16 protein-coding genes are annotated in these 21039 nt (G+C 71.6%); 14 read left to right on the top strand and 2 right to left on the bottom strand.

Going from position 1 to position 21039, the window contains the following annotated elements:
* The first annotated feature begins 99 nt into the window (after window positions 1-99).
* The 7 genes from AB0N66_RS04155 to cobI are packed head-to-tail and all read left to right on the top strand — an operon-like array spanning window position 100 to window position 10986.
* Window positions 100-1044 (top strand): cobalamin biosynthesis protein, encoded by a 945-nt coding sequence (locus AB0N66_RS04155; protein ID WP_365428329.1) that lies wholly within the window; start codon window positions 100-102, stop codon window positions 1042-1044.
* Window positions 1041-2552 (top strand): cobyric acid synthase, encoded by a 1512-nt coding sequence (locus AB0N66_RS04150; RefSeq protein ID WP_365428326.1) that lies wholly within the window; start codon window positions 1041-1043, stop codon window positions 2550-2552. The genes AB0N66_RS04155 and AB0N66_RS04150 overlap by 4 nt, the downstream gene beginning before the upstream one ends.
* A complete protein-coding gene (cobN, locus tag AB0N66_RS04145; RefSeq protein ID WP_365428323.1) occupies window positions 2549-6202 on the top strand; it encodes a cobaltochelatase subunit CobN in 3654 nt (1217 codons plus the stop codon). The genes AB0N66_RS04150 and cobN overlap by 4 nt, the downstream gene beginning before the upstream one ends.
* Window positions 6199-8199, top strand: coding sequence for a putative cobaltochelatase (locus AB0N66_RS04140; protein WP_365428320.1), 2001 nt, complete (start codon window positions 6199-6201; stop codon window positions 8197-8199). The genes cobN and AB0N66_RS04140 overlap by 4 nt, the downstream gene beginning before the upstream one ends.
* Window positions 8199-8798: a cob(I)yrinic acid a,c-diamide adenosyltransferase gene (gene cobO / locus AB0N66_RS04135; RefSeq protein WP_365428317.1), complete on the top strand. Its 600-nt coding sequence runs from the start codon at window positions 8199-8201 to the stop codon at window positions 8796-8798. The genes AB0N66_RS04140 and cobO overlap by 1 nt, the downstream gene beginning before the upstream one ends.
* Window positions 8792-10240, top strand: a complete 1449-nt coding sequence (locus tag AB0N66_RS04130; RefSeq protein ID WP_365428315.1) for a cobyrinate a,c-diamide synthase — start codon at window positions 8792-8794, stop codon at window positions 10238-10240. Before cobO ends, AB0N66_RS04130 begins: the two co-directional genes overlap by 7 nt.
* Complete coding sequence (cobI, locus tag AB0N66_RS04125; RefSeq protein ID WP_365428312.1) at window positions 10237-10986, top strand: precorrin-2 C(20)-methyltransferase; 750 nt, start codon at window positions 10237-10239, stop codon at window positions 10984-10986. The genes AB0N66_RS04130 and cobI overlap by 4 nt, the downstream gene beginning before the upstream one ends.
* A gap of 11 nt (window positions 10987-10997) precedes the next feature.
* Here the strand turns inward: cobI and AB0N66_RS04120 are convergent, their stop codons facing one another.
* Complete coding sequence (locus tag AB0N66_RS04120; RefSeq protein ID WP_365428310.1) at window positions 10998-11726, bottom strand: ZIP family metal transporter; 729 nt, start codon at window positions 11724-11726, stop codon at window positions 10998-11000.
* A 194-nt stretch (window positions 11727-11920) separates the two neighbouring features.
* Here AB0N66_RS04120 and cobM point away from each other — a divergent pair, with 194 nt between their 5' ends.
* The 6 genes from cobM to cobC all read left to right on the top strand — a co-directional run bounded on the left by cobM (window position 11921) and on the right by cobC (window position 18439).
* The gene (gene cobM / locus AB0N66_RS04115; protein WP_365428307.1) at window positions 11921-12769 is read left to right on the top strand and encodes a precorrin-4 C(11)-methyltransferase; all 849 of its coding nucleotides are present in this window, start codon (window positions 11921-11923) and stop codon (window positions 12767-12769) included.
* Window positions 12770-12858: 89 nt separating this feature from the next.
* The gene (gene cbiE / locus AB0N66_RS04110) at window positions 12859-14106 is read left to right on the top strand and encodes a precorrin-6y C5,15-methyltransferase (decarboxylating) subunit CbiE (protein ID WP_365428493.1); all 1248 of its coding nucleotides are present in this window, start codon (window positions 12859-12861) and stop codon (window positions 14104-14106) included.
* Window positions 14103-15794: a precorrin-3B C(17)-methyltransferase gene (cobJ, locus tag AB0N66_RS04105; RefSeq protein ID WP_365428304.1), complete on the top strand. Its 1692-nt coding sequence runs from the start codon at window positions 14103-14105 to the stop codon at window positions 15792-15794. Before cbiE ends, cobJ begins: the two co-directional genes overlap by 4 nt.
* Before the next feature lie 14 nt (window positions 15795-15808).
* A complete protein-coding gene (locus AB0N66_RS04100; protein ID WP_365428490.1) occupies window positions 15809-16435 on the top strand; it encodes a precorrin-8X methylmutase in 627 nt (208 codons plus the stop codon).
* Window positions 16432-17370, top strand: coding sequence for a sirohydrochlorin chelatase (locus AB0N66_RS04095; protein WP_365428301.1), 939 nt, complete (start codon window positions 16432-16434; stop codon window positions 17368-17370). Before AB0N66_RS04100 ends, AB0N66_RS04095 begins: the two co-directional genes overlap by 4 nt.
* Window positions 17348-18439, top strand: coding sequence for an Rv2231c family pyridoxal phosphate-dependent protein CobC (gene cobC, locus AB0N66_RS04090; RefSeq protein WP_365428299.1), 1092 nt, complete (start codon window positions 17348-17350; stop codon window positions 18437-18439). The genes AB0N66_RS04095 and cobC overlap by 23 nt, the downstream gene beginning before the upstream one ends.
* A gap of 167 nt (window positions 18440-18606) precedes the next feature.
* Here the strand turns inward: cobC and AB0N66_RS04085 are convergent, their stop codons facing one another.
* Complete coding sequence (locus AB0N66_RS04085) at window positions 18607-19512, bottom strand: SCO1860 family LAETG-anchored protein (RefSeq protein WP_365428296.1); 906 nt, start codon at window positions 19510-19512, stop codon at window positions 18607-18609.
* Window positions 19513-19864: 352 nt separating this feature from the next.
* On the opposite strand from AB0N66_RS04085, the gene AB0N66_RS04080 reads away from it, so the two are divergent.
* Window positions 19865-20911, top strand: a complete 1047-nt coding sequence (locus AB0N66_RS04080; RefSeq protein ID WP_365428293.1) for a hypothetical protein — start codon at window positions 19865-19867, stop codon at window positions 20909-20911.
* Window positions 20912-21039: the final 128 nt, after the last annotated feature.

Below are 21039 nucleotides of genomic sequence, written 5' to 3'. Positions count from 1 at the left end.
CAGGGCGCGGACACCCTGAGTGAGGACATATCGCCATGCGCGGCTGCCCAAGTGCCTTGCGAACGACGGTTGTGCCTGACCTGACGGTCGGCTGAACCGGTGCGTGCCGATCGCGTCTTCGCGTACGGCGCCGCCGCCGGCCTCCTCGGCGACCTGCTGCTCGGCGATCCCCGCCGCGGACATCCGGTCGCCGCTTTCGGGCGGGCCGCGGGAGCCGTGGAGCGGGTGCTGTGGCGGGACCATCGCGGGTGGGGCGCACTGCACACGGTCGTGTGTGCGGGCGGTGCCACCGGCCTCGCGGCGCTCGCGAGTCATTCCGTACGTTCCTCTCGTACCGCCTCCGTCGCGCTGACCGCTGCCGCCACCTGGGCCGTCGTCGGGGGGACCTCGCTGGGCCGGGAGGCCCGGGCGATCGGCAGCGCGCTCGAAGCCGGCGATGTCGAGGTGGCCCGGGAGCGGCTGCCGCATCTGTGCGGGCGGGATCCGCAGGCGCTCGACGCGAACGGGATCGCGCGGGCCGTCGTCGAGTCCGTCGCCGAGAACACCTCCGACGCCGTGGTGGGGGCTCTCGTGTGGGGGGCTGTTGGCGGCGTGCCCGGTCTTGTCGGGTTCCGTGCCGTCAACACGCTCGACGCGATGGTCGGGCACAAGTCCCCCAAGTACCGGCGCTACGGCTGGACTTCCGCGCGGCTCGACGATGTCGCGGGCTGGCCGGGGGCGCGGCTGACCGCTGCCCTCGCCACCGCTGCCGGAGGCGATCCGCGGGGCGCCGTGCGCGCCTGGCGGGTGGACGCCTGCAAGCATCCGAGCCCGAACGCCGGGCCTGTGGAGGCCTCGTTCGCGGGGGCGCTCGGTGTGCGGCTGGGCGGGACCCTCGCGTACGGGGGACGGATCGAGCACCGGCCCGTACTGAACGGCGGGGGCCGCGCCGTCGCGGTCGGCGACATCGAGCGGGCCGTACGGCTGTCGCGGCGCGTGAGTTGGCTCGCGCTGGGTGTGTGTGCCGCCGGCCACGTGCTGAGGCGACAGGGACGGAACTCATGAGCGGCGGCGGGCTGCTGATCGCCGGGACCACCTCCGACGCGGGCAAGAGTGTCGTGACCGCCGGGATCTGCCGGTGGCTGGTGCGGCAGGGCGTCAAGGTGGCGCCCTTCAAGGCGCAGAACATGTCGCTGAACTCGTTCGTGACGCGGGAGGGCGCCGAGATCGGGCGGGCGCAGGCCATGCAGGCGCAGGCCGCCCGCGTGGAGCCGACCGCGCTGATGAATCCCGTGCTGCTCAAGCCGGGGAGTGACCGGAGCAGTCAGGTCGTACTCATGGGGAAGCCCGTGGGTGAGATGAGTGCGCGCGGCTACCACGGCGGGCGGCAGGAAGCGCTGCTCGGGACCGTGCTGGAGTGCCTCGCCGAGTTGCGGGGCACGTATGACGCGGTGATCTGCGAGGGGGCGGGGAGTCCTGCCGAGATCAATCTGCGGCGGACGGACATCGTGAACATGGGGATCGCGCGCAATGCGCGGCTCCCCGTGCTCGTCGTCGGCGACATCGACCGTGGGGGCGTCTTCGCGTCCTTCTTCGGGACGGTCGCGCTGCTGTCGCGCGAGGACCAGGAACTCGTCGCGGGGTTCCTCGTGAACAAGTTCCGCGGGGATGTCTCCCTGCTGGAGCCGGGACTCGACATGCTTCACGGGCTGACCGGACGCCCTTCGTACGGCGTGCTGCCCTTCCAGCACGGCCTGGGGATCGATGAGGAGGACGGGATGGCCGTCTCGCTCAGGGGCGCGGTCCGGGAGTCCGCGGCCACGGCGCCCGTCGGCGAGGACGTGCTGCGCGTCGCCGTCTGCGCCGTCCCCCTCATGTCCAACTTCACGGACGTGGACGCGCTGGCCGCCGAGCCGGGTGTCGTCGTGCGCTTCGTGGACCGGGCCGAGGAACTGGCCGACGCGGACCTCGTCGTCGTACCCGGGACCCGGGGGACGGTGAAGGCGCTGGAGTGGCTGCGGGAGCGCGGGCTCGCGGACGCGATCGCGCGACGGGCCGCCGAGGGGCGGCCCGTGCTCGGCATCTGCGGCGGCTTCCAGCTCCTCGGCGAGCACATCGAGGACGAGGTCGAGTCGCGGGCAGGTCATGTCGACGGGCTCGGACTGCTCCCCGTACGCGTGCGGTTCGCGCGGGAGAAGACGCTCACGCGGCCCGTGGGCGAGGCGCTGGGCGAGCCCGTCGAGGGGTACGAGATCCATCACGGCGTCGCCCAAGTCACCGGCGGGGAACCGTTTTTGGACGGTTGCCGGGTCGGTGAGATCTGGGGCACGCACTGGCACGGCTCGCTGGAGTCGGACGGGTTCCGGCGCGCCTTCCTGCGCGAGGTGGCGGCCGCCGCGGGCCGTCGCTTCGTACCGGCCGCCGACACGTCGTTCGCGGCGCTGCGCGAGGAGCAGTTGGACCGGCTCGGCGATCTGATCGAGGAACACGCGGATACGGACGCGCTGTGGCGGCTCATCGAGTCGGGCGCGCCGTCAGGACTGCCTTTCATTCCACCGGGAGCGCCCGCATGAGCACAGTGTTGTTGTTGTCGACCGCCGACACGGATCTGCTGGCGGCCCGGGCCTCCGGCGCCGCGTACCGGATCGGCAATCCGACCCGGGTGGACGTCGCCACCGAACTCCCCGAGCTGGTCAGGGGCGCGGACGTCGCCGTCGTACGGCTCCTTGGCGGGAAGCGAGCCTGGGAGGACGGGCTCGTCTTCCTCAAGGCGTCCGGCATTCCGACCGTACTGCTCGGCGGGGAGGCCGTCCCTGACGCGGAGTTGATGGCCGAGTCGTCCGTGCCCGCCGGTGTGGTGGCCGAGGCGCTGCGCTATCTCGTCGAGGGCGGCCCGGAGAACCTGACCGAACTGGCCCGCTTCCTCTCCGACACCGTGCTGCTCACCGGCGAGGGCTTCGAAGAGCCGCGCAAGATGGCCGAGTTCGGCGTGAGCGGCGAGCGGGCGTTCATCGAGGGCCGGCCGACGATCGGCGTGCTCTTCTACCGGGCGCACGAGCTGTCCGGCAACACCGGCTTCGTCGACACGCTGTGCGACGCGATCGAGGCGCGGGGGGCCAACGCCCTTGCCGTGTACTGCGGTTCGCTGCGCGACGCCGACGCGGGACTGTACGAGATCCTCGCCAAGGCCGACACGCTGGTCGCCACCGTGCTCGCGGCCGGCGGCACCCACGCCTCGCAGGCTTCCGCCGGCGGTGACGAGGAGGCTTGGGACATCGGGGCGCTCGCCGACCTCAACATCCCTGTGCTGCAAGGGCTCTGCCTCACCTCCTCGTACTCCGCGTGGGAGGCGTCGGACGCCGCTCTCTCCCCCATGGACGCGGCGATGCAGGTCGCGATCCCGGAGTTCGACGGGCGGCTCATCACCGTGCCGTTCTCCTTCAAGGAGCAGGGTCCCGACGACGTCCCGGTCTACGTCGCCAACCCCGAGCGGGCCGCGCGCGTCGCCGGAATCGCCGTGCGCCACGCCCGGTTGAAGCACAAGCCGAACAAGGACAAGAAGCTCGCGCTCGTTTTCACCGCGTACCCGACCAAGCATTCCCGGGTCGGGAACGCGGTCGGTCTGGACACGCCCGCCTCTGCGGTGCGGGTGCTCGACGCGCTGAAGGGCGCCGGGTACGCGCTGACGGAATACCCGGACAACGGCGACGAGTTGATCCACCGCCTCATCGCGGCCGGCGGCCACGACGTCGAGTGGCTGACCGAGGAACAGCTCGCCTCGGCCCCCGCACGCGTGCCGCTCGCCGACTACCAGGCATGGTTCGACAAGCTCGACCCCGAGCTGCGGAGCGGCATGCTTGAGGCGTGGGGCGAGCCGCCGGGCAACCTGTACATCGACGGCGACGACATCGTCCTTGCCTCCCTCCAGTTCGGGAACGTCGTCGTGATGATCCAGCCGCCGCGCGGCTTCGGCGAGAACCCGATCGCGATCTACCACGACCCCGACATGCCGCCGTCGCACCACTACATGGCGGCGTACCGCTGGCTGGAGAACTCCTTCGGCGCGGACGCGGTCGTCCACATGGGCAAGCACGGCACGATGGAATGGCTGCCCGGCAAGGGACTCGGCCTCAGCAGCGGCTGCGCGCCCGACGCCGTGCTCGGTGAACTCCCCCTCATCTACCCCTTCATCGTCAACGACCCCGGCGAGGGCACCCAGGCCAAGCGGCGCGGGCACGCCACGGTCGTCGACCACCTCGTACCGCCGATGGCGCGCGCCGACACGTACGGCGATCTGGCGAAGCTGGAGCAGCTCCTCGACGAGTACGCGCTCGTGTCCGACCTGGACCCGACGAAGGCCCCGGCCGTGCGCGCGCAGATCTGGACGCTGGTCAAGGCGGCCGAGCTGCACCACGACCTGCACGTCGACGACCAGCCGGACGACGGCGACTTCGACTCGTTCGTCATGCACATCGACGGCTATCTGTGCGAGATCAAGGACGTACAGATCAGGGACGGGCTGCACATTCTCGGCGGCGGGCCGGAGGCCGAACCGCGGGTGAATCTCGTGCTGGCCGTGCTACGGGCCTCACAGGTGTGGGGCGGCACCGCGAACGCGCTGCCCGGTCTTCGCGCCTGCCTCGCCGAGCATTTCGGTCTGGTCGAGAAGGAGTTGCTCGGCGAGCCCGGTGCGCCGGTGAAGGTGCCGGTGGAGCTGACGGAGCTCGTCGCAGGGCCCGCGCGGACCGGCGCCGACGCCATCGACCTGCTTGAGCAACTGTGCCGCCGGATCGCGGAGGGCATGGAAGAGCGCGGCTGGGTGACAGCCGAGAGCACCGCTCTCGTGCGTGAGGTCCTCCGCGTCGAACTCCCGGACGCCATCGCGGTGGTGGAGTTCGCGTGCGACGAGGTCGTCCCCCGGCTCGCGAAAACGACCGACGAGATCAGCCACATCCTGAAGGCACTTGACGGCGGTTACGTGCCGGCGGGCCCCTCCGGCTCCCCGACACGCGGACTCGTCAACGTCCTGCCGACCGGCCGCAACTTCTACTCCGTCGACCCCAAGGCAATCCCGTCCAGGCTGAGTTGGGAGGTCGGACAGGCCCTCGCGGACTCCCTGATCCAGCGGTACCTGAGCGACACCGGCGCATACCCGACGTCCGTCGGACTGACCGTCTGGGGCACCTCCGCCATGCGCACCCAGGGCGACGACATCGCGGAGATCCTCGCGCTGCTCGGCTGCCGCCCGGTGTGGGACGACGCCTCGCGGCGCGTGACGGGCTTCGAGATCGTGGGCCTGGAGGAGTTGGGCCGGCCGCGTATCGACGTCACGGTCCGTATCTCCGGGTTCTTCCGGGACGCGTTCCCGCACGTCGTCGGCCTCATCGACGACGCGGTACGCGCGGTGGCCGAACTGGACGAGCCCGCCGAGGGCAACTACGTACGCAAGCACGCCGACGAGGACACCGCCGAGCACGGCGACCGGCGGCGCGCGACGGCTCGTATCTTCGGCTCGAAGCCGGGCGCGTACGGGGCCGGACTGCTGCCGCTCATCGACGCAAGGAACTGGCGCTCGGACGCCGACCTCGCCGAGGTGTACGCGGTGTGGGGCGGCTACGCCTACGGGCGCGGGCTCGACGGGCGGGCCGCGCGCGGCGACATGGAGACCGCGTTCAAGCGCATCGCCGTCGCCGCCAAGAACGTCGACACCCGCGAGCACGACCTCGTCGACGCGGACGACTACTTCCAGTACCACGGCGGCATGGTCGCCATGGTGCGCCATCTGACGGGCACCAGCCCCGAGGCGTACGTAGGCGACTCCGCCACGCCCGACCAGGTGAAGACCCGGACGCTGGGCGAGGAGACGCACCGCGTGTTCCGCGCCCGCGTGGTCAACCCCCGCTGGATGGCGGCGATGCGGCGGCACGGATACAAGGGCGCCTTCGAGATGGCGGCGACCGTCGACTACCTCTTCGGGTACGACGCGACGGCCGGGGTCGTGGACGACTGGATGTACGAGAAGCTCAGCGCGGAGTACGTCTTCGACCCCGAGAACCGGGACTTCATGAAGAAGTCCAACCCGTGGGCGCTGCGCGGGATCACCGAGCGGTTGCTGGAGGCGGCGGACCGCGGGCTGTGGGCCGAACCCGACGCGGAGACGCTGGAGCGGCTGCGCGCCACCTATCTGGAGCTCGAAGGCGACTTGGAGGGCGACGACAAGTGAGTACTCCCTTTCCGTTCACGGCCGTTGTCGGCCAGGACGACCTGCGGCTCGCGCTGCTGCTGAACGCCGTGTCGCCCGCGGTGGGCGGTGTGCTGGTGCGCGGCGAGAAGGGCACCGCCAAGTCCACTGCGGTACGCGCCCTTTCGGTGCTCATCCCTGAGGTGGACGTCGTCGCCGGGTGCCGGTTCTCGTGTGCGCCGGCCTCCCCCGATCCCGCCTGCCCGGACGGGCCGCACGAGGTCGGTCCGGGTACGAAGCGTCCCGCCCGGATGGTCGAACTGCCCGTCGGCGCCTCCGAGGACCGGCTGGTGGGCGCGCTCGACATCGAGCGGGCGCTCGCGGAGGGCGTGAAGGCCTTCGAGCCCGGATTGTTGGCCGACGCCCACCGCGGGATCCTGTACGTCGACGAGGTCAACCTGCTCCACGACCACCTGGTCGACCTGCTGCTTGACGCGGCCGCTATGGGTGCCTCCTACGTCGAGCGCGAAGGTGTCTCCGTACGGCATGCCGCCCGTTTTCTGCTCGTCGGGACCATGAACCCCGAAGAGGGCGAACTGCGGCCGCAGTTGCTCGACCGGTTCGGGCTGACCGTCGAGGTCGCCGCCTCGCGGGAACCCGATCAGCGGGTCGAGGTGGTCCGCAGGAGGCTCGCGTACGACGACGATCCGGACGGCTTCGCGGCGCGGTGGGCGGATGAGGAGTCCGCCGTACGGGCGCGGATCGTGGCGGCGCGTGCGCTGCTGCCGTCCGTGCATCTCGGGGACGGGGCGCTGCGGCAGATCGCGGCCACCTGTGCGGCCTTCGAGGTGGACGGTATGCGCGCCGACATCGTGATGGCGCGGACGGCGACCGCGCTGGCCGCGTGGGCCGGACGCACCGAGGTGCTCCCGGAGGACGTCCGGCAGGCGGCGCTGCTCGCGCTTCCGCACCGGCGTCGACGGAATCCCTTTGACGCGCCGGGACTTGACGAGGACAAGCTCGACGAGACGCTGGAGGAGTTCGGGGGATCCGACGAAGATCCGGATCCGGACGGGCCCGGTGGCGGCGGGCAGCCTCCGCAGGACGGGCCCGACGAAGGACCCGACGACGGTTCCGCACCGGGCGAAGCCCCCGCCGAGGCCGAGCCCGGTGAGGGCGGGCAGCCTCAGGGCGGCGGCGAGCAGTCCCCCGTACGGGCCGCCGAGCCCTTTCGTACGAAGGTGCTGAGTGTGCCGGGGCTCGGGGAAGGTGCCGCCGGGCGGCGTTCGCGGGCGCGGACCGAACACGGCCGGACGACCGGGTCGCGGCGGCCCCAGGGGGCGCTCACCAAGCTGCACCTGGCGGCGACCGTGCAGGCGGCGGCGCCGCATCAGCTGGCGCGCGGCCGGTCGGGACGCGGTCTTGTCGTACGGCGGGACGATCTGCGGCAGGCCACCCGGGAGGGGCGTGAGGGGAACCTCGTGCTCTTCGTGGTGGACGCCTCCGGGTCGATGGCGGCGCGGCAGCGGATGAGCGCCGTGAAGGGTGCGGTGCTTTCGCTGCTGCTCGACGCGTATCAGCGGCGGGACAAGGTGGGGCTCGTGACCTTCCGCGGGTCCACGGCCGAGGTCGCCCTGCCGCCCACCTCCTCGGTGGACGCGGCGGCGGCACGGCTGGAGTCGCTCCCCACGGGTGGACGGACACCGCTCGCGGCGGGTTTGCTCAAGGCTCATGACGTGCTGCGCGTCGAGCGGCTGCGGGATGCCGCGCGGCGGCCGTTGGTCGTCCTGGTGACGGACGGACGGGCCACCGGAGGTCCGGAGCCGGTGGCGCTCGCCGGGCGGGCGGCGCGGCTGTTCGCGGCCGACTCGGTCGCGTCCGTGGTCGTGGACTGCGAGGCCGGGGCCGTGCGGCTGGGTCTTGCCGGGCAGCTCGCCGTGGAGCTGGCGGGTACCGCGGTGACCCTGGAGGAGTTGCGGGCCGACTCCATCGCCGGGCTCGTCAGGGACGTGCAGGGCAACAACAGGAGGGCCGCGTAGTGCCGCAGGGGCAGCCGAGTGTCGTACCGGAGGACGGGCTGACGACACGTCAGCGGCGGAACCGGCCGCTTGTCGTGGTGCACACGGGCGTGGGGAAGGGTAAGTCGACGGCCGCGTTCGGGCTTGCCCTGCGCGCCTGGAATCAGGGCTGGCCCATCGGCGTGTTCCAGTTCGTCAAGTCGGCGAAGTGGAAGGTCGGCGAGGAGAACGCGCTGCGGGTGCTCGGCGCCAGCGGTGAGGGCGGGACCGTCGACTGGCACAAGATGGGCGAGGGCTGGTCGTGGGTGCAGCGCGACTCCCAGATGGACAACGAGGAGAAGGCCCGCGAGGGGTGGGAGCAGGTCAAGAGGGACCTGGCCGCCGAGACGTACCAGCTGTACGTCCTCGACGAGTTCGCCTATCCCATGCACTGGGGGTGGATCGATGTCGACGAAGTGGTGGGTGTGCTGCGGGACCGGCCCGGGACCCAGCATGTGGTGATCACCGGCCGTAACGCTCCCGAGAAGCTGGTGGAGTTCGCCGATCTGGTGACCGACATGTCCAAGGTCAAGCATCCGATGGACGCCGGTCAGAAGGGCCAGAGGGGCATCGAGTGGTGATTTCCGTTCCTCGGCTGGTCATTGCCGCGCCTTCCTCGGGCAGCGGCAAGACCACCGTTGCCACGGGGTTGATGGCCGCGTTCGCCTCGCGGGGGCTTGCCGTGTCTCCGCACAAGGTGGGGCCCGACTACATCGATCCCGGGTATCACGCGCTCGCCACCGGGCGTGTGGGGCGGAATCTCGACGCGTATCTGTGTGGGGCGGAGTTGGTCGCGCCGTTGTTCGGGCATGGCGCCCGGGGGTGCGATCTCGCTGTTGTCGAGGGTGTGATGGGGCTGTACGACGGGGCCGCGGGGGAAGGGGAGTTGGCCTCCACCGCTCATGTCGCGAAGTTGCTTCGGGCGCCTGTGGTGCTGGTCGTCGACGCTTCGTCCCAGTCCCGGTCCGTGGCGGCGCTGGTGCATGGGTTCGCCTCCTGGGATCCCGAGGTGCGGGTGGCCGGGGTGATTCTCAACAAGGTGGGGTCCGTTCGGCACGAGGGCATGCTGCGGGAGGCTCTCGACGAGTCCGGGGTTCCCGTGCTCGGGGTTCTGCGGCGGGCTCCTCAGGTGGACACGCCTTCTCGGCATCTGGGGCTGGTGCCTGTTGCCGAGCGGCGGGTGGAAGCGGTTGAGGCTGTCGCCGCCATGGCCTCGCAGGTGCGCGAGGGGTGCGATCTCGATGCTCTGCTTGCGCTGGCGCGTAGTGCGCCTGCGCTGTCGGGTGCGGCTTGGGATGCGGCTGAGGTTGTGGGTGTTTCGCCCCCTTCGCCCCTGCCCGTTCCCGTCTCTGGGGGCTCCGCCCCCAGACCCCCGTATCGCGCTGAAGGCGTTCGTCCTCAAACGCCGGACGGGCTGAAACCACGGATTGTTGCCGTCGCGGGCGGAGCCGCCTTCACCTTCTCCTACGCCGAGCATGCCGAACTGCTTGCCGCCGCCGGAGCCGAAGTCGTCACCTTTGATCCTCTTCGCGATGAGCGACTGCCGGAAGGTGTCGGCGGGCTGGTCATCGGGGGTGGGTTTCCCGAAGTGTTCGCGCCCGAGTTGTCTGCCAATGAGCCCTTGCGGAAGGCTGTTGCAGCGCTCGCCGAAAGTGGTGCGCCTGTCGCCGCCGAGTGCGCCGGGCTGCTGTATCTGTCGCGCGAGCTCGACGGGCAGCCCATGTGCGGGGTGATCGACGCCAAGGCCCGTATGGACGAACGGCTGACCCTGGGCTACCGGGACGCCGTCGCCCTGTCGGACAGTGTGCTCGCCGTGGCCGGGACGCGGATGCGCGGGCACGAGTTCCACCGGACCGTCGTCGAACCCGGTGCCGGGACGGCTCCCGCCTGGGGTGTGCGGGCTCCTCGGAAGATGGTCGAAGGTTTCGTACAACACGGTGTGCACGCGAGTTATCTGCACACGCACTGGGCGTCCGAGCCCGGTGTCGCCCGTCGGTTCGTGGAGAGGTGCCTGACGTCATGAGCAGCAAGCTGATCGGAGTCGGGGTCGGGCCCGGTGACCCGGAGCTGGTGACCGTCAAGGGCGTCAACGCCCTGCGGGCCGCCGAGGTCGTCGTCGTACCCGTGATGGCTGCGTCTGATGGAAAAGATGGGGGCGAGCGGGGGCGGGCCGAGGCGACCGTCCTGCACTACGTGCCCGAGGAGAAGGTCGTACGGGTCGTGTTCGCGCTGAACGAGCGGACGGACCGTGGCCGGCGGGAGGCGGCCTGGGACGCGGCCGGGGAGCGGGTGGCCGGGCTGCTGGGCGCGCACTCCGTCGTCGCCTTCGCCACCATCGGCGATCCCAACGTGTACTCCACCTTCACCTATCTCGCGCAGACCATCGTGGGGCTCGTGCCGGGGACCGTCGTCGAGACCGTGCCCGGTATCACCGCCATGCAGGATCTCGCCGCGCGGTCCGGAGCCGTACTCACCGAGGGGACCGAGCCGCTCACCCTCGTGCCGGTGACGGCCGGGTCCGCTGTCCTCAAGGACGCCCTGAACGGGCCGGGCACCGTCGTCGCGTACAAGTTCGGGCGGCAGGCCGCGGAGGTGGCCGAGGCGCTGCGCGAGACCGGGCGGCTCGACGACGCCGTGTGGGGGTCCGCGCTCGGCCTGGAGAGCGAGTCGATCAGGCCCGCGGCCGAACTCGACGGCGGACCGCTGCCGTATCTCTCGACGCTCATCGCGCCCGCGCGGCGCGAGGGCGGGCGCGGCGGGAAACTATGACAAGCGGTTCGTCAGCCCGCGAGGCCCACCACCAGCCAGATGAAGGCCGCGCCCGCGACCGTGCACAGCAGGGTCGAGCGGGCGGGGTGTTCGTGGTGTGCCTCGGGGAGGATCTCGGCGGCCGCGAGATAGAGGAGTACGCCGCCGAAGAGGCCGAGATAGCAGCCGAGCAGTTGCTCCGGGATGGTGACGAAGAGCGTCGAGGCGGCGCCGACCACGGGAGCCGCCGCGTCGGCGACGAGCATCATGATCGCCTTGCGGCGGTCGTTCCCGTACAGGCTCGTGATCGTGTACGTGTTGAAGCCGTCCGCGAAGTCATGGGCGATCACGGCCAGGGCCACGGCCAGGCCCATTCCGCCGCCGACCTGGAAGGCCGCGCCGATCGCCACACCGTCCATCACGCTGTGGCCGACCATCGCTGCGGCCGCCGTCAGACCCACCTCGGGCGCCCGGGCGTCCTTCTCCTCGCCGCCGTGCGCCGCCTGTCGTGCCGCCAGCAGGCGTTCCACCAAGTGGGCGAGGAGGAAGCCGGCCACGAACAGCAGCAGTGCGGCCGGTACGCCGAAGACCTCCTCGCCCGCCGCGTGCAGCGCCTCCGGCAGCAGATCCAGGCCGACCACGCCGAGCATCAGGCCGCCGGCCAGGCCCAGGACCAGATGACGTCGATCGGTCACCCGCTGTGCCGTCCAGCCGCCGGCCAGCGTCATCAGGAACGCGCCGAGCGCGACGAGGACCGCCATAAGCCCTTGCTATCCGATCAACCGCCGTTCACGCACCTCCGCGGGCCCGTGTCCGCGGGTACGCCCTGAAGTTTCGCAACGCACACACCGTACGAGCGCACTGATGTTCCGCATGATCCACGTGATTCGCATGATCCACGTGTTCCGCAATGTTCCACCCGTTCCACATGCTCTGTAGGAGAGGACCCCATCCCATGGCCGACGCCCCCACCGGCAAGGTGACCATCGTCGGGGCAGGGCCCGGCGCCGCCGACCTGCTGACGTTCCGCGCCGCGCGCGCCATCGCCGAGGCCGACGTCGTGATCTGGGCGGCCAGCCTGGTGCAGGCGGAGGTCCTCGACCACGCGCGGGCGGGCGCGGAGATCCTGGACTCGGCGACGATGTCGCTGGAGGACGTGGTGGCCGTGTACGAGCGGGCCGCTGAGCAAGGGCTGAAGGTGGCCCGCATCCACTCCGGGGACCCGGCGCTGTGGGGCGGCACTCAGGAGCAGCTCGACCGGTGTGCGGACATCGGGGTCGAGACCGAGATCATCCCGGGCGTCTCGTCCTTCTCCGCGGTGGCCGCGCTCGCGCAGCGCGAGCTGACGATTCCCGAGGTCGCGCAGTCCGTGATCCTGACCCGGCTCGGCGGCGGCAAGACGCCGATGCCGCCGGGGGAGGAAGTACGGGAGTTCGCCCGGCATGGGACGACCATGGCGCTGTTCCTGTCGGCGGCGCGCAGCGGTCAGCTGGTGCGCGAGCTGCTGGAGGGCGGCTATCCGACGTCCACGCCAGTCGTGGTGGCGTACCAGGTGACCTGGCCGGAGGAGCTGCTCGTGAGGTGCACGATCGAGACGCTGGAGGTGACCGTCAAGGAGCACAAGCTCTGGAAGCACACCCTCTTCCTGGTCGGCCCGGCGCTGGACGCGAGCGGCACGCGCTCGCACCTCTACCACCCCGGTCACTTCCACGAGTTCCGCAAGGCCGACCCGCGGGCGCGGGCGGAGCTGCGCGCGGAGCGGAGTGCGGCGCGGAGTGCTGCACGGAAGGGCAGTCCGTCGTGACGACCGTCGCAGGAGCAGGAGCAGGAGCAGACCCAGGCGCAGACGCTGACGCTGACGCTGACGCGAACACCGTCGCCGGTGCGGGTGTCATCACCGTCGTCGGTACGGGTACGGGGGCGCCGTTGCCTCCCGACGCCGTTTCCGCCGTTGCCGAGGCCGGGCTCGTCGTCGGGGCCCGGCGGCATCTGGCGGCGGCACAGCTGCCGGAGGGGGCGGAGCGCGTCGTGCTCGGTCCGCTCGCGCCCGCGCTCGACGTGATCGAACGGTATGTGGACAAGCAGCGCCGGGTCGTCGTGCTCGCCTCCGGTGATCCCGGGTTCTTCGGGATCGTGCGGGCGCTCGCCGCGCGCTTCGGCGCGGAGCGGCTGGATGTCCGGCCCGGTGTCTCGTCCGTCGCCACCGCCTTCGCACGGATCGGGCTGCCCTGGGACGACGCCGTGGTGGTCAGCGCGCACGGTCGCGATCTGCGTACGGCCGTCAACGTCTGCCGGTCTCAGCCGAAGGTGGCCGTGCTGACCGGTCCCGGCTCCGGACCCGCCGAGCTGGGCGCCGCTCTCGCCTACCACTCCCGGGAACGCGTCCTCGTCGTCGCGAGCGCCCTGGGCGACCCGGAACACGAGCGCGTGGAGCGGGTCACACCCGCGGAGGCCGCCTCCCGTGACTGGGGTACGGCGGTGAGCGTCGTCCTGTGCCTGGACGAGCCGCGCGCCCTGGCTCCCGTGCGGACCGTCGCCGGACCGTCCGCCGGACCCGCCCAATGGGCCTTGGACGAGCGGGAGTTCACCCACCGCGACTCGATGATCAGCAAGTTCGAGGTACGGGCGCTCGCGCTGGCCCGGATCGGTCCGCGGCTCGGCGAGCTGATCTGGGACGTGGGCGCGGGCTCCGGTTCTGTCGCCGTCGAGTGCGCGCGGTTCGGCGCCGCCGTCACCGCCGTCGAGAAGACGCTGGACGGCTGCGAGCGCGTCCGCGCCAACGCCGAGGCGCACGGCGTGGACGTACGCGTCGTGCACGGGGCCGCGCCGACGGTGCTGTCCGATCTGGACGATCCGGACGCGGTCTTCATCGGCGGCGGGGGGCGCGAACTGCCCGCCATCGTCACGGCCTGCGCGCGGCGGGCCCGGCGCGCCGTCGTGGTCGCCATGGCCTCGATCGACCGGGTGCCCGCGGCGCGGGACGCGCTCACCGGTGCCGGGTTCGACTGCGAGGGCGTGCTGTTGCAGTCGTCCCGGCTCGCGCCGCTGCCGGGTGGCGTCGACCGGCTCTCGGCCACCAATCCCGTGTTTCTGCTGTGGGGCGTCCGGCCTCCGGCGCGTACCGAAGGAGTCCCCCAGTGATCGGCCTGATTTCCGCCACGGCGGCGGGCGCGGCTGCCCGTGACCGGCTGGCCGCGGCGTGGCCTACACGTGCGCGGGTGTACGACGGGTCCGTCGGCGACGCCGTGCGGCGCGCGTTCGCCGAGTGCGACCAGGTGGTCTGTTTCCTTGCCACCGGGGCGGTGGTGCGGCTGGTCGCGCCGCTGTTGGGCGACAAGGCGTCCGACCCGGGGGTCGTGTGCGTCGACGAGGCGGGGCGGTTCGCCGTGTCGCTGGTCGGAGGGCATGCCGGGGGCGCCAATGAACTCGCCCGCGAGGTGGGTGAGTTGCTCGGGGCGGAGCCGGTGGTGACTACGGCGACGGACGCGGTGGGGGTGCCGGGGCTCGACACGCTCGGGTTTCCTGTGGAGGGGGATGTCGCCGGGGTCACCCGCGCCCTGCTCGACGGTGAACCCGTCGCTCTGCACGCCGAGTTGGCGTGGCCTCTCCCGCCGCTGCCGGTCGCGTCGGGCGGTGTGCACGCGATCCGGGTCACCGACCGTCTGGTTCCGCCCGCCGACCGAAACGTGGTCCTGCGTCCGCCCTCCCTCGTCGTCGGTGTCGGCGCCTCCAGAGGTGCACCCGTCGACGAGGTCCTCGACCTCGTCCAAGACACCCTGCTCGACGCCGGGTTGTCGGTGAAGTCCGTTGCCGGGTTCGCCACCGTCGACGCCAAGGCGCAGGAGCCCGGCATCGTCGGGGCCGCCGAGCGGCTCGGGGTGCCCGTGGTGACGTACAGCGCCGAGGAGTTGGCGAAGGTCGACGTGCCGAACCCCTCCGACGCGCCGCTCGCCGCGGTCGGCACCCCCTCCGTCGCGGAGGCCGCGGCGCTCGCGGGCGGCGGTGAACTCCTCGTCCCCAAGCGGAAGTCGTCGCGCGCGGACGGACGTCCGGCGATGGCGACCTGTGCGGTCGTACGCCGGGCCACACGCGGCCGCCTCGCGGTGGTCGGGCTCGGCCCGGGCGCTCGCGATCTGCTGACGCCGCGTGCGAAGGCGGAGCTGCGGCGGTCGTCCGTGCTCGTCGGGCTCGATCAGTACGTCGACCAGATCCGCGATCTGCTGCGGCCCGGTACCCGCGTCCTGGAGTCGGGGCTCGGCGCCGAGGAGGAGCGGGCGCGTACGGCGGTCGAGGAGGCCCGGCGCGGGCAGGCCGTCGCACTGATCGGCAGCGGGGACGCGGGCGTGTACGCGATGGCGTCGCCCGCGCTGGCCGAGGCGTCCGACGACATCGACGTGGTCGGGGTGCCCGGGGTGACCGCCGCGCTCGCGGCGGGGGCGATCCTGGGCGCGCCGCTCGGACACGACCATGTGTCGATCAGCCTCTCCGATCTGCACACGCCGTGGGAGATCATCGAACGGCGGGTACGGGCGGCGGCCGAGGCCGACATCGTCGTGACCTTCTACAACCCGCGCAGCCGGGGCCGTGACTGGCAGCTTCCGAAGGCGCTGGCGGTCCTCGCCGAGCACCGGGAGCCGACCACGCCGGTGGGTGTCGTACGGAACGCTTCCCGCCCCGACGAGTCCAGCCGGCTCACCACCCTCTCGGGACTCGACCCGGCGACGGTGGACATGATGACCGTGGTGACCGTGGGCAACACGGCGACCCGTGAGATCGCCGGCCGTATGGTGACGCCGCGCGGCTACCGCTGGCAGGAGGAGGCCAAGTGAGCGCTACGACCGGGGTGACACGTGTGGTGCACCCCATCGAGCAGGAGTCCTTCCGGCGGCTGCGCGCGCGCCTGGACACCTCGCACTTCCCGCCGCTGACGCGGGCGGTCGTGGAGCGGGTCATCCACTCCGCGGCCGACCTGGAGTACGCGGAGGATCTCGTCACCGACGAACGTGCCCTGGAGCGCGCGCATACCGGGCTGCACGCCGGAGCGCCCGTCGTAGTCGACGTCCAGATGGTCGCGGCGGGCATCACCGGCCGCGACACGGTCTGTCGCCTCAAGGACGCCAAGTCCGGTCCTGGGCTGACCCGTTCGGCGCACGCCATCCGGCTCGCGTACGAGGAGGTCGGGCCCGGCGCGATCTGGGTGATCGGCTGTGCGCCGACCGCTCTGGAGGAACTGCTGACGCTGGACGCCGATCCGGCGCTCGTCATCGGTCTGCCCGTCGGCTTCGTCGGCGCCGCCGAGTCCAAGGCCGCGTTGCGCGCGAGCGGGCTGCCCGCGGTCAGCAACGTGTCCGAGAAGGGCGGCTCCGCGGTCGCCGCGGCGGCGTTCAACGCCCTGCTGTACCAACCTGTTTCCGGCTCTGAGCCTGTTTCCGGCTCTGAGCCTGTTTCTGTTTCTGAGGAGAAATCGTGACCACCCCGCCCCCCGCCCTGCTCATCGCCGGACACGGCACTCGGGACGAGGCCGGTGCCGAGGCCTTCCGCGCCTTCGTACGGGAGTTGGGACGCCGGAACCCCGAACTGCCCGTCGCGGGCGGCTTCATCGAACTGTCCCCGCCGCCGCTGGGTGACGCCGTGACCGAGCTGGTCGAGCAGGGGGTACGACGTTTCGCCGCCGTACCGCTGATGCTGGTCTCCGCCGGGCACGCCAAGGGAGACATCCCGGCGGCGCTGGCCCGTGAGAAGGAGCGGCACCCCGGGATCTCGTACACCTACGGGCGTCCGCTCGGCCCGCACCCGGCGCTCCTCGCCGTCCTTGAGCGGCGGCTCGACGAGGCCCTCGGCTCCGCCTCCCGCAGTCCCCAGGACCGGGCCGATGTGACCGTGCTGCTGGTGGGCCGCGGCTCCACCGACCCGGACGCCAACGCCGAGGTGCTCAAGGCGGCGCGGCTGCTGTGGGAGGGCCGGGGGTACGCGGGCGTCGAGACGGCGTTCGTGTCGCTGGCCGCGCCCGACGTGCCGTCCGGCCTCGACCGCTGCGTGAAGTTGGGCGCGCGCCGGATCGTCGTCCTCCCCTACTTCCTCTTCACCGGCATCCTGCCGAACCGGGTGCGCCAGCAGACCGAGGGCTGGGCGGCCGCGCACCCGGACGTCGAGGTGCGCTCCGCCGATGTCATCGGCCCCGAGCCGGAGTTGCTCGACCTCGTCATGGAGCGCTACCGCGAGGCCGTCCAGGGAGACCTGCGGATGAACTGCGACTCCTGTGTCTACCGCATCGCCCTGCCGGGCTTCGAGGACAAGGTCGGTCTGCCCCAGCAGCCGCACTTCCACCCGAACGACGACGGTGACCACCACAACGGCCACCACGGACACCACCATGACGGCCATGCCCACTCCCACGCACACTGAGGACGCGCCCGAGGGCGACGGACACGATCTGCGCCATCACGGGGACGCCGAGGTGCGTGACGACGGTTCGGCGCTCACCGATCTCGCCGTGAACGTCCGCGCGGACACGCCTCCGGAGTGGTTGCGCGAGCGGATCGCCGCGTCGCTGACCGGGCTTGCCGCCTACCCCGACGGGCGGGAGGCGCGGGCCGCGGTGGCGGCACGGCACGGGCTGCCCGTCGAACGGGTGCTGCTCACGGCGGGTGCCGCCGAGGCGTTCGTGCTGCTCGCGCGTGCCCTGAAGGTGCGCCGGCCCGTGGTCGTGCACCCGCAGTTCACCGAACCGGAGGCGGCGCTGCGGGACGCCGGGCACTCCGTCGACCGCGTCCTGCTCCGCGAGGAGGACGGCTTCCGGCTCGACCCGGCGGCCGTTCCCGAGGACGCGGATCTCGTCGTGATCGGGAACCCGACCAATCCGACGTCCGTGCTCCATCCGGCCGCCCTGCTCGCCGAACTTGCCCGGCCCTGGCGGACGTTGGTCATCGACGAGGCGTTCATGGACGCCGTGCCGGACGAGCGGGAGGCGCTCGCCGGGCGCACGGACGTGCCCGGACTCGTGGTCCTGCGCAGCCTCACGAAGACGTGGGGGCTGGCCGGGCTTCGGATCGGCTACGTCCTCGCCTCCCCCCAGACGATCGTGGAGCTGGAGCGGGCCCAGCCGCTGTGGCCGGTGTCCACGCCCGCGCTTGCCGCGGCGTCGGCGTGCGTGTCCTCCCAGGCGCTCGCGGAGGCTGCCCACGCGGCGCACCGGGGCGCGGCGGATCGGGCCCATCTGGTGGCTGGGCTGAAGGAGTTCGAGTCGGACGGGGTGCGGGTGGTCGAGCCTGCGGAGGGGCCGTTCGTGCTGGTGCGGTTGCCGCGGGCTGCGCTTGTACGGCGTCAGCTGCGCGGGCTGGGCTTCGCCGTGCGGCGGGGGGACACCTTTCCCGGGCTCGGCGAGGAGTGGATACGGGTGGCGGTTCGGGACCGGGTGACTGTCAACCGGTTCTTGCAGGCGCTTGATCGGGCGGTGACGGTGGTTGGGGGTTGAGGTGGGGGGTTTTCGCCCCCTCCGCCCCTTCCCATTCCCGTCACTTGGGGGCTGCGCCCCCAAACCCCCGCTCCTCAAACGCCGGAGGGGCTGACCCCAGCGGGGGTCTGGAGGCGCAGCCTCCATAGACGGGACGGGACGGGGCGGAGGGGGCGAAGAAACTCCCCTCACCCCCGACTACGCCGCCCCATCACCACCGCTCCCCCACCCACCGCAAGCAGCACAACCGCCCCACCCACCACGTACGGCGTCATCGACCCACCCCCGGTCTCGGCAAGCCCCGCCTCCGCAGGCGCCCCCTGCGGCTTCACGTCGGCCACCGGCGCCTCGGGGGACGCAGGCGCCGGCGGCGCCTCACACGTCACTCCCGCCAAGGTCAACGTCCCTTCCACCTCAGCCACGTTCAGCTTCAGCGGGTTGATGGACACCTTGAGTTCGAGCGCGGACGCGGCCGCCGTACGGGACGTGGTCTGTGTCTTGGAGAGGTCGAGCCGGACCTCGCCGACGCCGGGCACGTTCACCACGGTCGGCCCGCCGGCGGACAGCGTCACCTTCTTGCCGAGAACGGTGACCGCGCCCAGCAGATTCGAGGTGGCCACGGGCTTCTTGCCCGCCTCGCAGGTCGCCTTCGACGTGACCGACTCGACCTCGATGAGGGAGAGCAGCGGAAGCCCGGGGACATGGACCTTCGCATGCGCGAGGTTGGTGTATCCCTCGGCCTTCGCCGAGGACACCGTCGCCCTCGCCGTGGCGACCTCCGCACCCAGCACGGTGAACGGCTGTCCGCCGTCGACACCGTCCAAGCGGGCGGTGAGCGCGGTCTTTTCGGCGCTCTGCGGCGCCTGAACCTCGTTGAGGGAGACGGCGAGCGGGACGTTCACAGTCTTGTTGAGCAGGGACACGTCGAGCCCGGTGCGCAGCACGACGGCGCTCGCGCGACCCTGCTGAGCCGTGTCGTCGGTCGCGTGCGCGGACCCCGCGCCGGCCAGCGCCGTGGGACCGGCAACGAGGACGACGGTCGCGGCGGTGACGGCGCAACGGCGTGCGGACATGGGCAAGTTGTTGGCGTTCAAGGGTGGGACCCCCATAAGAGAAAGCTCGGGACCCGGCAAGAATTACGCACTGAGAGTGAACAGTCAGTAATCCGAGGTGACTTCACTCGAACGTGGAGATTCCGCGCATTCCTTCGAATCACACGACACGGCTGTTCGCCACCGTCACCCGTTCACCCAGCCTGCGCGAACGCGCCGGTTGACGCCGGGCGCGCAGGACGGAGTGCGTAACGAGGCAGCACACCAACCCGTCACGCTCTGTCAATCACAGCGCCGGACGGGGGTGGCCTGAAGTGCGTGCCGCACGATGACCTACGGTGAGCCGACCGGCTCTCCCCCTCGACGATCATCACGACACCAGGAGTGTTCCCAGGTGGCTTCGACCAACCGCCGTCGTCTGCACTTCGTCGGCAGCCTGCCGCAGTTCGACGACGCCAAGTCCGCGTTCCGCTGGCAGCAGGATGAGTTCGCGGGACGCATACGGCGCCTGTCCGGCGGGGAGACCGGACCGCGACTGCAGTGGTTCGTGCCGCTGGTCAAGGCGCTCAAGGGGCTGCCGCACGTCCGTACCGTGCAGGACGGTGAGTGGACCGGCTACGACGACACGGACCGGCTGAAGGTCGTACGCGGCAGCCGCCTCACGCCCGGCGACATCCCGATGCGGCTGGGCGAGTACGCGCGGGAGGAGCTGGCCGTGCTGGACACCCTCGGCGCGCCGGCATCCGCCGACCTGCCCCTACAGGTCGGCATACCGGGCTACCTCGACATGGCCCTGTTCGTCTTCGGACCGATCGGCGTCTTCCGGCACGCCCGCGCGTTCCGCGACGCGACGGCCGGGCAGATCGCTGAGGTCCACCGCGCGGCCGGCGACGCCGTGGTCTTCCAGCTGGAAGTGCCCGCCGCCCTCATCGCCGTGGTGTCGGCACCCCGCCCCCTGCGGCCACTGCTGGCCCGCCTGATGGCGCGCCTGGTGACCAGCCAGGTCGCGAAGGCACCGCACGGCAGCCGCTTCGGCGTCCACCTGTGCCTCGGAGATCTCGGTCACCGGGCCTTGAAAATACCGTCGTCGGCAGCCCCCCAGGTGCTCCTGACCAATGCTCTGGTACGCCGCTGGCCCAGGGGCCGGCAGCTGGAGTTCGTCCACCTCCCGCTGTCCGGCGGGGATCAACCCCCCGTCACCTCCGCCGCCTACTACGACCCGCTCCGCCGACTCCGGGTTCCGGCAGACGTATCGGTGGTGGCCGGAATCGCACACGAGGAGCAGTCGCCCGGCGACCAGGTGGCGATACGGGCCCTCGTAGAGGGAGCACTCGGCCGCTGCGTGGACATAGCCACCGCCTGCGGCCTCGGCCGCCGTACATCGGAACAGGCGGTACGAGCCGTCGACAGCATGCGAGTCCTGCTCGACGACCAGAACTGAGAAAGAGCCCCAGGGTCTGTCCGGCGGATCATGCCGGAGACGCGGGGCTCGGCACGCCGATGTGCGGCGTTGTCGTCGGTTGCCGACTCCCCCACTCTCGGCTTCGCTCGGTCGGGGGGACCCCCATC

Source organism: Streptomyces sp. NPDC093544 (assembly GCF_040683495.1).
Lineage (GTDB): Bacteria > Actinomycetota > Actinomycetes > Streptomycetales > Streptomycetaceae > Streptomyces.
The sequence above is the reverse complement of the archived record's forward strand: the minus strand, read 5'-3'. Positions and strand labels throughout refer to the sequence as shown.